This window comes from Sinomonas terricola, assembly GCF_034931225.1.
Classification (GTDB): domain Bacteria; phylum Actinomycetota; class Actinomycetes; order Actinomycetales; family Micrococcaceae; genus Sinomonas; species Sinomonas terricola.
Window position 1 is genome coordinate 125,654 of sequence record NZ_JAYGGQ010000009.1, and the last position, 13,290, is coordinate 138,943.

Consider the following 13,290-nt stretch of genomic DNA (forward strand, 5'->3'; position numbering starts at 1 on the left):
ACCTATTTCGTCAATGCGCGGTGAGGGCGGGCTCGTCGCCCGCAGGCGCCGGGGCAGGTCGGGGGAGGAAGAAGACCGCGGCCGCCGCGACGAGCACCACGACTCCCACTCCGAGGTACAGGCCTGCGGGCGTCCAGCCTGCGTCGAGGAGAGCCCCCGTGGCTGTCGGCGCGAGGATCGCGCCGGCCCTGCCGATTCCGATGCCCCAGCCCACGCCGGTGCTCCTGATGGCCGTCGGGTAGACCGACGGCGTGATGACGTACAGGCCCGCGATGCAGCCGTTGATGAGGGCACCGAGCACGACGCCGACAGAGAACGCGAGGGCGAGGATGCCCGCGGCGGAGATGAAGACGGCGGTCGCGAGGGCGCCGAGGACCGTGAACCAGATCATGACTGACCGGCTGGCCCATCTGGCTGCGAATGCGCCGAAGAGGACCGAGCCGACGGTGCCTCCGAGGGTGAGCGTGAGGCCGCCCACTACTCCTTGACTCTCGGTCATCCCGGCTGTGACGAGAAGCTTGGGAGTCCAGCTGTTGACGAAGTAGAAGCCGAACATGACGGCGAAGAAGGCGAGCCACACCACGAGCGTCGTGCGGCGGTTGGCGACGTCGAACAGGCGCACGAGCGGATTGCGAGGCGGGGCGCCCGAGGCGAGGGGCGTCGTCGTCGGGCTTTCTTCTGCCACGGCGCCGTCCGCAAGCCGGAGACGGCGCGCGAGCCGCTCAAGCTTGGCCTCGTGCCCGCGCGGCCGCCGCGTGACGAGGAAGTCGACGCTCTCCGGCGCGAATCCGAACGTGAGGGCTAGGAGGACGAGCGTCACGAGGCCGCCGCCGAGGAAGACGGAATGCCAGCCGAACTGGGCCTGGAGCCACACGGCTGCGCCGCCGCCGAGGGTCGCCCCGACCCCGTAGCCCGCCGTGACGATGCTGATGGCGAGGCTGCGCGAGCGCTTGGACGAGAACTCGCTCACGAGCACATTGGTGCAGGCGAGGATGCCGCCGACGCCGAGCCCCGTGACGACCCGCCACAGTCCGAGCGGGACGGCGCCGACGGCGGTCGCGGAAAGCAGCATGCCTGCCGCGGAGGTCCCGACGGAGACGAGGAGCATCGGGCGCCGCCCGGTCCTGTCGGCAATAGGCCCGATCAGCAGGGAGCCGAGGGCCATGCCGACGAGCCCGGCGCTGAGCAGGAGGCCGAGTTGGCTGCCGTTGAGGCCGAAGTCCTTCGACACGCGCGCTGACGTGAACGCCATGGCGAGGACATCGAACCCGTCGACGGCGTTCAGCAGCGTGCAGAGGACGACGACGGTCCACTGGCCCGCGCGCATGGGCGACGCCTCGATGCGCGCCCGGATATCAGTGGTCATGGTTCAACTCACCTCGATGGTGACGACGGCGCGACCGTTCTCGCGAGCGACGGTGCCGGAACCGATGGGGTCTTTGGGGATGACGCGGGAGACGCAGCAGCACATCTTGGCCGAGGCCTCCTGTTGGCGCTGGCTGTAGAAGACGTCGCGGTGGTCGATGTCCCCGGTCAGCTCGAGAACGTCCACCTCGCACAGGCCGCATTCGCCCTTGCGGCAGTCGAACATGAGGTCCGCCCCGGCCGCTTCGAGGGCCTCGAGCATGGAGCGGTGCTTCGGCACCACGGCCTCGAGGCCGAGGCGGGGGATCCGGACCACGAACTCCTCGGGGTCGAACCAGCCGCTGTTCCCGAAGGTCTCGTAGCGGAGGTTCGGCAGGTCGAGCCCGGAGTCCCGCCAGGCGCGCCGCACGGCGTCCATGAGCCGGATCGGGCCGCACATGTACAGCTCTGTGTCGACGTCGAGCCCGCCAACGAGGGACGCGACGTCGAGCGGGGTGCCCTCGGCGTCGACGTGGACCTCGATCCGGTCGCCGTGCTCGGCGACGAGCTCGTCGAGGTACGCCATCGCGTCGCGGCTGCGCCCCGCGTAGACGAACCGGTAGTCGGCACCGATCCGGGCCAGCACGCGGGCCATCCCCAAGACGGCCGTGACGCCGATCCCGCCCGCAAGGACGACGTAGCGGGCGGCGCCGACGCGCAGGGGGAAGTTCTGCATCGGCTGGGTGAGCTCGACCTCGTCGCCCTCGGCCAGCCCGTGCATGAAGACCGAGCCGCCACGCGACGCCGGCGTCCGGAACACGGACAGCGCAAGGCGCGTGCCGCCGTCGTCCGAATCCACGACGGAATAGGAGCGCACCTCGCGCGCGCCGTTGAGGACGACGGCGACGTCGACGTGGGTGCCGGGAGCGGCCCGGACCGGGGTCTCGGGCTCGATGACGATGCGCCGGATGTTCTGGGCGACGTCGCGGAGCTCGACGATGCGCCCGCGCTGCCAGACCGTGCTCGAATTGGCGGCCATGGCTCAGGCGCCGACTCGAGCCGGCTGGGGCTCCTGGGTCGCGGCGAGGCGTCCCTCGGCCTCGAGCATGCGCTCGATGAGCCTGCGGACCCACATGCCACCCGCGTCGATGTTGAGGCTGTAGAACTCGTAGTCCGGGTTCGCGTCGATGGCTTCTTGCTGGGCCTTGAGCATGGCCTCGTCCTCGCCGAAGACCCCGTGCACGCCGTTTCGGAGCTGCGTCGTGATGAGCTGGCTGTCGAGGCAGTAGTTGCGCATGAACGCCCAGAAATAGTGGCACGTCTTGTCCGTCTCGGGAGAGATGGTGTTCATGACGTAGCCGTTGACGCCCTGGCCGCGGTCGCCGTCGGCCGCTCCGGTCCCGGCCTTGGCGACGCCGACGTCGATGGTGATGGTCGACGGCGCCTCGAAGTGGATGATCTGCCAGCGGTCCACGCGGCCCTCGAAGCCCGGGAACTTGTCCCGCATGTTCTTGAGCCAGAACGGTGGGGCCTCGATGTCGAACATCCAGCGGGCAACGGTCACGGTGCGCTCGTCGTGGGTGACCTTGAAGTCGGAGGCGCTCAGCTCCTCCTGGCCGATCGAGGAGGAGTGGACGAACTCCTCATGCGTGAGGTCCATGAGGTTGTCGAGCACGAGCTGGTAGTTGCAGGGGGCATAGATGGTCTCGCCGTCGCCTGCCCATTCCGGCGAGCTCATCTGGTGCATGTCCGGGATGAGCGCGGGGTCGGCCTTCTCGGGGTCGCCGAGCCAGACCCACGCGAACCGGTAGCGGTCGACGATCGGGAACGAGGGCACCGTGGCCGAGGGGTTGATGGTCTCCTGCGCCGGCATCGACGTGCAGCGGCCCGCGGAGTTGTAGGTGATGCCGTGATACGGGCATTGGATCTCGTCGCGGCCCACGGTCTTGCCCATCGACAGGGGTGCGAGGCGGTGCCAGCACGCGTCTGCCAACGCGACCGGCCGCCCGTCCTCGGTGCGGAAGAGCGCGAGAGGCCGGTTGGCGATCGTGCGTGCGAGGGGTTTGCGGGTGAGTTCGTAGTCCCAGCCCGCGACGTACCAGGCGTTGAGCGGGTGCGAGAGGGTCTTGTTGGTCGTGGAGGTCGGGTGAGACATGACGGTCCTTCCTGCCCGCCGCCATTGGCGGGCAAACAACTATCTATCTCCATAGATAGATGGTGAGGTGAGACACACTCTATCTATGGAGATAGATAGTTTCAAGAGGCAGATAAGGTAGCCGGGTGAGCCTCAGGAACGCCCTCCTGGCGATGCTGACGTCGCAGCCCATGACCGGCTACGACGTCTACAAGAACTTCCAGACCTCGGTCGGCTACGTCTGGCACGCGCCGGACTCGCAGATCTACCCCGAACTGCGGCGGATGGAACAGGACGGACTGATCAGTGGTGAGACCGTGCCGTGGGGCAAGCGCGGCACCAAGAAGCGCTATTCGATCACGGACGCGGGCGTCGAGTCCTTCCAGGAGTGGCTCAACACGCCGCCCGAGTACCAGCGCGAACGCGATCCCGTGCGGCTGCGCGCCGCGTACCTCGAATGGGCCGAGCCGGCGGCGTCAGCGGACTTCTTCCGCGCCCACATTGAGTACCACTCGGCTCGGATCGCCGACTGGGAGGAGATGATCCGCACGCTCCGCGACCACTCCAACCCGACCCTCGCCAGGCGGATCGAGGGCAAATCCGATGAGGAGGCCGAGCGGATCACGGCCTACAAGGTCTTCGCCTACGAGGGCATGATCGCGCGGGCAGAGGTGGAGATCGCGTGGGCCGAGAAGGGGCTCGAACTCGTGGAGAGGCTCGGGGGACAGAGCTAGGCACCAGCCCGGACGCAACTGGACCGCGCTACGAACTCGACCGCGGGTGCATGATCCGCAGTTGATCCCATGCGCGCTCGGACGCGGCGATGTTCTGGTTTGACTTGTCGCGGTCCAGCGTTGCCAGTTCCACGGTGATCGCCTGTGCTGCAGATACAGCTCCCGTCAATGATGGGAAGAAGCCCGCGCTCTCCGTGGGCACGACGATCCGGTGTGCGGCGTGCGCAGCCACTGGTGAACCTGCGCTGTCCGTGATCGAGGCAATGGGTGTGCCGACGTTGTGGGCAAATTCCACGGCGCGGAGAGTGCTGTCGTAGACGCGCCACAGGCTGATAGCAATCACAAGATCGTGCGGGGTAAGCCGGGCCACGGCGTTCGTCAATGCCGCTACGTCGGCGTCCAGCAACCTGACGTTGTACCCGGCAATGATGGCGTTGTGTTCCAGCGCCTTTCCGGGAATCGCGTAGCTTCCCGCGGCGATGATCAGCGTCTGCCGAGCGCCTGCGATGGCCTGTGCAATGGAGTGCACGGTGTCCATGTCGAGGGTCCGCTCGAGATGCGCCAGGTTGGTGCGGTCCGTCGTTATTGCCGTCTGGGCTGGGCTGCTGATGTGCCCGTTGTGCTCCGCCGCCACTTCCACGGCACTGAGGGACGCCAGGAAGCGGGAGCGCAGCTCGAACTGAAAGTCCGCCCAGCCCTTGAACCCCAGCGTTTGCGCGGTTCTTGTCACGGTGGATGCGTTTGAGGAAGCCGCGGCCGCGATGTCGCTGACAGATCCGTAGGACGCCAGCCTGGGCTGGGAGCGGAGGATGCCGATGACCTGTATCTGCCGTGCCGCCAGCTTGCGGCCCTGCACACGGCTGTCCAACCACTCGGTCAACGTCGAAGCGTTAACTTCGTGTTTCACCTATTGACCTACCTCACACCCGGGACATACCTTCAAGACGTCTGCACAGACTTGTGCATATTTCTAAAAATGTACAACTCCGCCCAAACTGGCAGGAATCACATGTCCCTTACCGCACGACTGGACCGGTTGTCACTCAGTCGACCACACTACAAGCTTCTCCTCATTGGGGGCTTTGGCTACTCCTTTGACGGCATAGATGGCGCGGTGGTGGCGTTCCTGCTGCCGCGCATCCAGGAACTCTGGGGCCTCAGCAACGCCAGCCTCGGCTTGGTTGGTTCAGCCGCCCCGCTTGGCTTCTTCTTCGGCGCCATCCTGGCCGGCTGGCTCGGCGACCGCTTTGGCCGCAAGCAAGTGATGATGTGGGCCCTGGCCTTCTACGCAGTGATGTCCGTAGTTGCCGCGCTGGCTCCGAACTTTGGAGTCTTCCTGGTTGCACGGGTCCTTGCAGGCTTGGGCGCCGGTGCCGAGAGCGTCATCATCGCTCCATTCCTGTCTGAGTTCATCCCGCCCAAGCGCCGCGGCTGGTTCATCGGCACCCTCGCCGGCTTCTTCTCCTTCGGCTTCGTGGGCGCGGCCTTGATCGGCCGGTTTGTGGTCCCGATGGGTGCCGACGGCTGGCGTTGGGCCCAGGTCATCACGGCCATTCCCATCTTGCTGCTCCTGTGGTGGCGTCGCAGCCTTCCCGAATCTCCCCGCTACCTGATCAGCCAAGGCCGCACGGAAGAAGCCGAGCGCGTGGTGGCGCGCTTCGAGGACAGCGTGGCCAAGGCCACCAACAAGCCGCTCACGCCGTTGGAGCCAGCCGCGGAGGACATCGCCACGCACCAGCAGAAGATCACAGTGTGGAACGCGCTCAAGTTCATGTGGTCCCGTGCCCTGCGTCGCCGTACTGCGGTGATCTGGCTGATCTGGTTCGTGATCACGTTTTCCTACTACGGTTTCTTCTCCTGGATCCCCACGCTTCTGGTGGGCCGCGGCATTACGGTGACCAAGAGCTTCGAGTTCTCGATCATCATTTACCTCGCGCAGATCCCCGGTTACTTCTCCGCCGCGTGGCTCTGCGACCGAATTGACCGCAAGAACACCATTGCCCTCTATCTGGCCGGCTCCGCGGTCAGCGCCTTTTGGCTTAGCCAGTCCAGCGATCCCGGCATGATCCTGCTGGCTGCGGCAACGCTGTCTTTCTTCCTCAATGGAACCTACGCAGGGGTCTACGCGTACACACCCGAGTTGTTCCCCACGTGGATGCGTGCCACCGGCGTCGGGCTGGCGAGCGCGGTTGGCCGCATCGGAAGCATCCTGGCGCCGTCGATCATCGGCATCTTCTCTGTCGCCTTGGGCTTCGGCGGCGTCTTCACCATGACCACCGTGGTTCTCATCGTCGGCGTCCTGGGAGTCGTCATTTTCGGCGCCTCTACCGCGGGCAAGTCGCTTGAGGACATCAACGCCCGTGCCGAGCATGACGCAACCCCGGTGGAATCGAGCGGCAAGTGACAACTGCATTCCAAAAAGCCTTCGAATCCCTCCAACAGGACCCCGGAGTGATCCTTTTCACGGCCCTCCAATGGATCCCCGAACGATCGGCGCTCCGCAGGGTCTTCACCAGCCACCCGGACGCCTATCCGCTGGGTGCGGAGAAGACGGTGGAGATGTCCCCGGGATGGCTCGGCACAGTCATCGCTGACAAGAAGCCCTTCCTGGCGGCAGATCTCGACGGACTCAGGGAGGTCTTCACCGACGTCGAACTCATCCAGTCGCTCGGCTGCGGCGGTGTCATCAACATCCCCGTCCTCAAGGAAGGCGACGTCGTTGGCGTCCTCGCGCTGCTGGACGCTGAGGGCCGCTACACGCCGCAGAGCGTAGAAACAGCGACGACGACGGTGGCCGCCAGTGCGGCGGAACTCGCCGCCGCCTTCAGCCACCAAGTAGACACCAACGAAGCAACACGGAAGGACGCCCTTCAGTCATGAGCGGCACCACCCCGATTGTCATCCGCAACGCGGGCGTCCTGGACGTGCACGCGGGCACCTACTCAACAGCCGACGTCGTCAGCGTTGACGGGAAGATCCGCAGCGTGGCGGCAGATGCCGACGCCCCAACGGACGCCAGGGTCATCGACGGCTCCGGGAAGTTCGTCATCCCTGGCCTCATCGACGCCCACGTCCACGTCGTGGCATCCAGCGCTGACTTCCGCTCCCTGACCTGGACCCCGGCGTCGTACGTGTATGCGCAGACGGCCAAGATCATGGGCGAGATGCTCCGGCGCGGTTTCACTACCGTTCGCGATCTATCCGGAGCGGATTTCGGCCTCGCGCTGGCCCAGAAAGAAGGCTTGCTGGAAGGCCCCAAACTGCACTTCTGCGGCAAGGCACTCAGCCAGACCGGCGGTCATGGCGACATGCGCCTTCCTGGCGAGGACCATGACCCCAATGGCCGCGGTTGCTGTGGCATTGGCCGAGTGGCGGACGGCGTGGACGCGGTCCGCGCGGCCGCCCGCGACGAGCTGCGCAAGGGCGCCCACCATGTCAAGATCATGGCTTCCGGAGGTGTGTCGTCACCCACGGACCGCATCGACTCCACCCAGTACTCCATGGAGGAAATGCGCGCTGCCGTGGAAGAGGCGGAAGCGGCTAACCGCTATGTCGCCGCCCACGCCTACACTGCGCGGGCTATTAATAGGGCGCTCGAAGCCGGCGTGCGGTCAATCGAGCATGGCAACCTGCTCGACGAGGAGAGTCTTCGGCTATTCCTCGAAAAGGACGCCTTCCTGGTTCCAACCCTGGTCACGTACTGGGCACTCAAGGAGGAGGGCAAGGAATTCGGCCTGTCCGAGGAGATGTGGAACAAGGTTGACACCGTCCTGACCACGGGACTGGAAGCCATCGCGTGGGCGCATGAAGCCGGCGTCAAAATGGCCTTTGGCTCAGACCTGCTCGGTGGCATGCATCGGCATCAGAACGAGCAGTTCCGCCTCCTCGGCAAGGTCCAACCCGCCATTGACGCCATCCGCTCGGCCACGACGACGGCGGCCCAGCTGCTTGAGCGTGAAGGCGAGATCGGCGTTGTCGCACCGGGTGCCGATGCAGACATGCTGGTGCTGGATGCCGACCCGCTGGCTGACGTTTCTGTGCTCGCAGACATCAGCGAACATCTTGATTACCTGATTCAGGACGGCAAGGTGGTGGCAACTTAGTGGGCGAGGAGCCCTTGATCAGCTACCTGTCCTTTCCTTCCTTGGCGAAAAGCAGCGCGACGGCGGTGAGCGCCGAGAACCCGATCCACGCCCCAGCGACCATCCAGAGCGAGCCGCCGGCGGCGATCACGAGACCGGTTGCGATGAGCGGGGTGAAGCCCGCTCCCAGGGTGCTGGCCAGCTGGTAGCCGATGGACGTGCCGCTGTAGCGGATGCTGGCGGGATACAGCTCGGCGGCGAACGCGCCATACGGGCCGGCGGTGAAGCCCTGGATCACGCTCAGACCCAGGAACAGGGCCAGGAGGAAACCCCAGATGGATCCCGCCTCGATGAGCCACATGATCGGGAACGCGAGAATCATGGCGGCGACGGTGCCGCCGAGCATCACCTTCTTGCGTCCAATCCGGTCGCTCAGGCGCGCGGCGGCGATGATCATGACGATCGTGGCCACGCCGGTGAGCGCCTTGACGTTCAGAACCGAAGTCTGGGCGAGGGTGGCCTGCTCCACGGCGTAGGAGATGGCCCAGGCTCCCATGAGGCCCTGCGCGGCCTGGCCTGCGATGCCCGCGAAGACGGAAATGAAGAAGCTGCGGGGGTGCTTGGTGATGACCTCGGCGGCCGGGACCTTGACCGGCTTGGCCTTGGCCAGTTCCTTGAACGCGGGGGACTCGGACACCTTGAGCCGGATGATCAGCCCCACCGCCACCAAGACGGCGCTGAAGAGGAAGGGAACGCGCCAGCCCCAGGCCAGGAAGTCGCCCTTGGGCAGGGTGGACATGGCGCTCAGCACGAGGGTCGCGATGATGGTTCCGGCGGGCGCGCCCATGTAGGCGAAGGAGGCCGCAAAGCCGCGGCTCTTCTTCTTGGAATGCTCGAAGGCCAGCAGCATGGCGCCGCCCCATTCGCCGCCCACGGCGATGCCCTGCACAACGCGAAGGAACACGAGCAGGATGGGTGCCGCGACGCCGATCTGGGTCGTTGTGGGAAGCATGCCGATCAGCACGCTCGCCACGCCGATCATCACGACGGTGACCACCAGCATGGCCTTGCGGCCGAGCTTGTCGCCGAGATGGCCGAAAATGAAGCCTCCCAGCGGGCGGGCCACGTACCCGGCGGCCAGGGTGGTGAACGAGAGCATGAGGCCCAGGCTCTCGTCCACGCCGGTGAAGAACACCTTGTTGAACACGAGGCTCGCTGCCGTGGCATAGAGGATGAAGTCGTAGTACTCGATCGCGGTGCCGAGGAAGCTCGAAGTCAGGATCTTGCGCATTTCGCGGGGATCGACCCCTGATGGGTCAGGGACCGGCGCCGTTGGCGCAATCGGGTGCTGCGTGCTGTCTGTCGTCATGAGATGGCCTTTGCGGGTTCGACGGCGGTGTCGGAGGTAGTGCGGGGTGCTGCGGCGAAGGAGATGGCTTCAAGGTCGTCCGGCACAAAGATCTGGCCGGCGAAGGTCTCGCGCGCCGTGAGCCAGGATTCGGCGGGGGCGGACGCGGGAACCAGGTGGTGCAGCGCGAGTGAACGGGCGCCGGCTTGTGTGGCGAGGTCACCGGCCTGCCGTGCGGTCGTGTGGGCGCGGCGGTGGTGGTCCATGGTGGCCTTCATGAGGGCCTGGTCCGTGTACTGGGCGGCGATGATCTCGAGGTCGATGGCCTCGTGCATCAGGAGGTCCGTGCTCTGGGCGAGGCGGACGAGGTTCCGGCAGGGAGCGGTGTCCCCGGAGATGGTCACGGAGCCCTCGGCAGAGTCGAAGCGGAAGGCGAAGGCCGGGGCCGTGGGGTGGTGGGACACGAGGATCGCGGTGACTTCCACGAGATCGTCCTCGAAGATGGTGAACGGCTCCATGTCCGGACAGACGTTGTCGTTCGGGTCGAAGCCCGTCCCTTCCGGGAGCACGATGTCGTGGACATCGAAATGCGTGGACGGGGGCCGGGTGAGGGAATCGAAAATCCGGTCGTTGATGTCCGTGGCGTAGGCGGCGGACAGCAGGTCAAACAGCTCCTCGATGCCGGGGCCGGGATTGGCCGGCGCCACCACGTCCGGGACGGACTCAGCGCGGGTGGAAAGCGGGGGAAGCTTTCCGCGCGGGCCGGGCCCGAACACCCGGATGGGCTCGAGCGCAGGATTCTTCCGCTCGAACTGGCCGAACAGAATCATGGACGCGAGATCGACCGTGTGGTCCGAGTGCAGATGCGTGATGAAGAGGCCCCGCACTTGGTCCATGCCCAGGCCGGCGTTTTTCAGCTGCCGCCCCGTGCCCTGCCCGCAGTCCACGAGGTAGACGCGTTCCTGGATGACGACGGCGGTGCTGATCCCGCTGCGCTGGCTTCCGCCGGGCGAGTTCCACCAGCGGGGGCCTCCGGCGGTGCCCAAGGCCACCACATGTGGCCCAAGTCGTGGGTTGGACGCGTTCACGCCACTCCTTCGTGTGCTGTAGATGGTCCGTGCGTCCAGCGTGATCTACGTCCCATGAGATGTAAAACAAATAGATTTCGGAGACAACCTAAGATTTCCTTATGAAGGAAATGACGCTGCGCCAGCTCGAGTACTTCGTGGCCGTCGCGGAGTCCCAATCCATCACTCAGGCCGCCCTCAAATGCCACGTCTCGCAGGCAGGCATCAGTCTGGCTCTCAAGGAACTGGAGTCCGCCCTCGGCGCGCAGCTCATCATCAGGCGCAAGTCCAAGGGCGTGTACCTCACGCCCGTCGGCAGTATCGCCGCAACCCGCGCCCGCGCCCTCCTCGGCGAGGCCCGGCATCTGATCGACGCCGTGGACGCCGGCGCCGAAGGCTACTCCGGCACCTTCACGGTGGGCTGCTTCAGCACGCTCTCGACACTGGTGCTTCCAGAGATGGCGGAGTTCTTTGCAAGCAGGCATCCGAACGTGACCCTGGACTTCGTGGAGGGCTCCGGCCCCGAGATCCAGGAGAAGATGCTGCGCGGCCAGATCGATGTCTGCTTCATCTACGAAGCCCAACGACACCCGGAGGCTGAGACCGTGCTGCTGCGCAGGCGGGAATTCCTCGTGGCGCTCTCGCCCGACCATCCGCTGGCGAGCAGGGCCACCATCGACTTGCGAGAGCTCGCGCCCTACCCGGCGGCCCTGCTGAACGTGGAGCCCGCCTCGTACCTGAATGAGGCCATGCTGCGACGCTTCGGCGTCGAGCCGAACGTCGTCTACCGCAGTTCGAGCGTTCACACGATCCGCGCCATTGTGGGCCGGAATCTGGCCTACTCGCTGCTCATGGAGCCAGTGGACGAGAGCAGCGAACACCTGCCGCTGAGGTATCTTCCGATTGCCCAGGAAACCGGAACCAATTCAGTGCTCGTCGCGCACCCGCGGGGCGTCACGATATCGGGCCTGGCGAAGGACCTGATCGAGCACTGCGTCTTGCATCTCGGCGCCCCCGGCCGGGGCGTATCCGATCCGGGCGGCGAGGCTTAGCCCCAGAGGGCCTTTCGCAGGAGCGCTCTGACGGTTGCGAGTTCATCCGCAGTAAGCGTCGAGAACTGCCTGGCCTCGCATTCCTGCATCGCGGCCTCGGCCGTGGCGTGGAGGCGCTCGCCCTCGGGCGTCGCGAGCACGATCTTCTGCCGCCGGTCCGTCCGTCCCTGCTCCCGGGACACGAGCCCGCGCCCCTCGAGATCGTCCACGAGGGCCACGATCTGGCTCGGGTCCAGCGCGAGGAAGTCCGCGAGCTCGCGCTGGGTGGGCTCGAGGCCGCTGCATGCGAGCCGCAGCACCGAATACGACCGCTCGCGCAGCCCGAACTCGGCCAGGGCCTTGTTGTTGAATTCGGACCCCGCGGCCCTCAGCTTCGCGAGCAGGAGTCCGATGTCGTTGGCCACAGCTCCCTCGGCGAGCCGCGGAATCACCACCTCGTCGTGACCGCTCACAGGCCCACCTCCAACAGGTTCAAAAAATAACTCATTGACATTTTCAACGATCGGTCTTTTCATGGACTGTGACAAAGGGTCTCACGTCCGGAACGCCGGGCGCCAACGGCTGAGCAGCACGAGTGCAAGGGAGCACGGAATGAGCCTGGCAGGCAAGGTAGCGATCGTCACCGGAAGCGGGCAGGGCCTCGGCCTCGCCTACGCCCGGGAGCTCGCGCGGCAGGGCGCCGCCGTCGTCGTCAACGACGTCAACGAGGAGACCGCGGCCGCCGCGGTGACGCAGATCGAGGCCGACGGCGGCAAGGCGACCGCCGTCGTCGTCCCGGTCGGCTCGTCGGAGGCGGCGAAGGCGCTCGTCGATGGCGCGGTTGCCGCGTTCGGCCGCCTCGACATCCTCGTGACGAACGCGGGAATCCTCCGCGACAAGAGCCTCCTGAAGATGACGGACGAGGACTTCGACCTCGTCATCAACGTCCACCTCCGCGGCACGTTCACGTGCGTCCGCGAGGCGTTCGCGTACTTCAAGGCCAACAACGTCCAAGGCCGGATCATCACGATCGGCTCTCCGACGGGCCAGCGCGGCAACTTCGGCCAGACCAACTACGCCGCCGCCAAGGCGGGCATCGTCGGCATGGTGCGCACGTGGGCGCTGGAAATGAAAAAGAGTGGCGTGACGGTCAACGCCGTCATCCCCGTCGCCGCGACCGCGATGACCAAGACGGTCCCGTACTTCGCCAAGGCCGTCGAGGCCGACGAGCGCGGCGAGGCCATGCCGCGGTTCTTCCGGCATGACCTCGGCTTCGGAACGTCCGACGACGTCGCGGGCCTCATCGCGTACCTCGCCTCCGACGAGGCCGCCCGCATCACGGGCCAGGCGATCGGGACGGGCGGGGACCGCCTCCAGGTCTGGACCCACCCCGAGCCGGCGACGACGGACTACCGCGAGGGAGGCTGGACGTACGAGGTGCTCCAGGAGCAGGGCGCGGAGATCATCGGCGCCCACCTGCAGAGCGTGGGCGAGGAATTCCTGCCGCTGCCGGAGGACCTCCAGCCCGCGCCCGCACAGGTTCGCTGACC

13 protein-coding genes are annotated in these 13,290 nt (G+C 66.2%); 6 read left to right on the forward strand and 7 right to left on the reverse strand.

Translation table 11 applies throughout. From position 1 onward, the window contains the following. Positions 1–10: 10 nt before the first annotated feature. The 3 genes from SPF06_RS12755 to SPF06_RS12765 are packed head-to-tail and all read right to left on the reverse strand — an operon-like array spanning position 11 to position 3,499. The gene (locus SPF06_RS12755) at positions 11–1,366 is read right to left on the reverse strand and encodes an MFS transporter (protein WP_323279450.1); all 1,356 of its coding nucleotides are present in this window, start codon (positions 1,364–1,366) and stop codon (positions 11–13) included. 3 nt (positions 1,367–1,369) lie between these two features. Then, positions 1,370–2,383, reverse strand: coding sequence for a PDR/VanB family oxidoreductase (locus tag SPF06_RS12760; RefSeq protein WP_323279451.1), 1,014 nt, complete (start codon positions 2,381–2,383; stop codon positions 1,370–1,372). 3 nt (positions 2,384–2,386) lie between these two features. Next, positions 2,387–3,499, reverse strand: coding sequence for an aromatic ring-hydroxylating oxygenase subunit alpha (locus tag SPF06_RS12765; protein WP_323279452.1), 1,113 nt, complete (start codon positions 3,497–3,499; stop codon positions 2,387–2,389). Between the two features lie 125 nt (positions 3,500–3,624). Between SPF06_RS12765 and SPF06_RS12770 the strand changes: the two genes are divergently transcribed. Next, positions 3,625–4,212 (forward strand): PadR family transcriptional regulator, encoded by a 588-nt coding sequence (locus SPF06_RS12770; protein ID WP_323279453.1) that lies wholly within the window; start codon positions 3,625–3,627, stop codon positions 4,210–4,212. Positions 4,213–4,240: 28 nt separating this feature from the next. Here SPF06_RS12770 and SPF06_RS12775 read toward each other — a convergent pair whose 3' ends face one another. Next, entirely contained in the window at positions 4,241–5,119 is an 879-nt protein-coding gene (locus SPF06_RS12775; protein WP_323279454.1) for a MurR/RpiR family transcriptional regulator, read from the reverse strand. 102 nt (positions 5,120–5,221) lie between these two features. Here SPF06_RS12775 and SPF06_RS12780 point away from each other — a divergent pair, with 102 nt between their 5' ends. From SPF06_RS12780 to SPF06_RS12790, 3 genes are read left to right on the forward strand one after another with little or no spacing between them, the layout of a single operon-like run. Beyond that, positions 5,222–6,616 carry an MFS transporter gene (locus SPF06_RS12780; protein ID WP_323279455.1) on the forward strand — a complete coding sequence of 465 codons (1,395 nt, stop codon included), beginning with the start codon at positions 5,222–5,224 and terminating at the stop codon, positions 6,614–6,616. 47 nt (positions 6,617–6,663) lie between these two features. Beyond that, a complete protein-coding gene (locus SPF06_RS12785) occupies positions 6,664–7,092 on the forward strand; it encodes a GAF domain-containing protein (protein ID WP_323279456.1) in 429 nt (142 codons plus the stop codon). Continuing rightward, a complete protein-coding gene (locus SPF06_RS12790) occupies positions 7,089–8,315 on the forward strand; it encodes a metal-dependent hydrolase family protein (RefSeq protein WP_323279457.1) in 1,227 nt (408 codons plus the stop codon). The genes SPF06_RS12785 and SPF06_RS12790 overlap by 4 nt, the downstream gene beginning before the upstream one ends. Before the next feature lie 22 nt (positions 8,316–8,337). Here SPF06_RS12790 and SPF06_RS12795 read toward each other — a convergent pair whose 3' ends face one another. Together SPF06_RS12795 and SPF06_RS12800 are read right to left on the reverse strand one after the other, a co-directional pair. Then, entirely contained in the window at positions 8,338–9,663 is a 1,326-nt protein-coding gene (locus SPF06_RS12795) for an MFS transporter (RefSeq protein WP_323279458.1), read from the reverse strand. Further along, a complete protein-coding gene (locus SPF06_RS12800) occupies positions 9,660–10,730 on the reverse strand; it encodes an MBL fold metallo-hydrolase (protein WP_323279459.1) in 1,071 nt (356 codons plus the stop codon). The genes SPF06_RS12795 and SPF06_RS12800 overlap by 4 nt, the downstream gene beginning before the upstream one ends. Before the next feature lie 110 nt (positions 10,731–10,840). Between SPF06_RS12800 and SPF06_RS12805 the strand changes: the two genes are divergently transcribed. Then, the gene (locus SPF06_RS12805; protein ID WP_323279460.1) at positions 10,841–11,761 is read left to right on the forward strand and encodes a LysR family transcriptional regulator; all 921 of its coding nucleotides are present in this window, start codon (positions 10,841–10,843) and stop codon (positions 11,759–11,761) included. Here the strand turns inward: SPF06_RS12805 and SPF06_RS12810 are convergent. Beyond that, positions 11,758–12,213, reverse strand: a complete 456-nt coding sequence (locus SPF06_RS12810) for a MarR family winged helix-turn-helix transcriptional regulator (RefSeq protein ID WP_323279461.1) — start codon at positions 12,211–12,213, stop codon at positions 11,758–11,760. The genes SPF06_RS12805 and SPF06_RS12810 overlap by 4 nt on opposite strands. Before the next feature lie 139 nt (positions 12,214–12,352). Between SPF06_RS12810 and SPF06_RS12815 the strand changes: the two genes are divergently transcribed. Further along, positions 12,353–13,288 (forward strand): SDR family NAD(P)-dependent oxidoreductase, encoded by a 936-nt coding sequence (locus tag SPF06_RS12815; protein ID WP_323279462.1) that lies wholly within the window; start codon positions 12,353–12,355, stop codon positions 13,286–13,288. The last annotated feature ends 2 nt before the right edge of the window (positions 13,289–13,290 follow it).

Excerpts from the sequence above, each read along its gene's own strand:
- SPF06_RS12755 (WP_323279450.1), bottom strand. The coding sequence starts at position 1,366 with ATGACCACTGATATCCGGGCGCGCATCGAGGCGTCGCCCATGCGCGCG.
- SPF06_RS12760 (WP_323279451.1), bottom strand. The coding sequence starts at position 2,383 with ATGGCCGCCAATTCGAGCACGGTCTGGCAGCGCGGGCGCATCGTCGAG.
- SPF06_RS12765 (WP_323279452.1), bottom strand. The coding sequence starts at position 3,499 with ATGTCTCACCCGACCTCCACGACCAACAAGACCCTCTCGCACCCGCTC.
- SPF06_RS12780 (WP_323279455.1), top strand. The coding sequence starts at position 5,222 with ATGTCCCTTACCGCACGACTGGACCGGTTGTCACTCAGTCGACCACAC.
- SPF06_RS12790 (WP_323279457.1), top strand. The coding sequence starts at position 7,089 with ATGAGCGGCACCACCCCGATTGTCATCCGCAACGCGGGCGTCCTGGAC.
- SPF06_RS12795 (WP_323279458.1), bottom strand. The coding sequence starts at position 9,663 with ATGACGACAGACAGCACGCAGCACCCGATTGCGCCAACGGCGCCGGTC.
- SPF06_RS12805 (WP_323279460.1), top strand. The coding sequence starts at position 10,841 with ATGACGCTGCGCCAGCTCGAGTACTTCGTGGCCGTCGCGGAGTCCCAA.
- SPF06_RS12815 (WP_323279462.1), top strand. The coding sequence starts at position 12,353 with ATGAGCCTGGCAGGCAAGGTAGCGATCGTCACCGGAAGCGGGCAGGGC.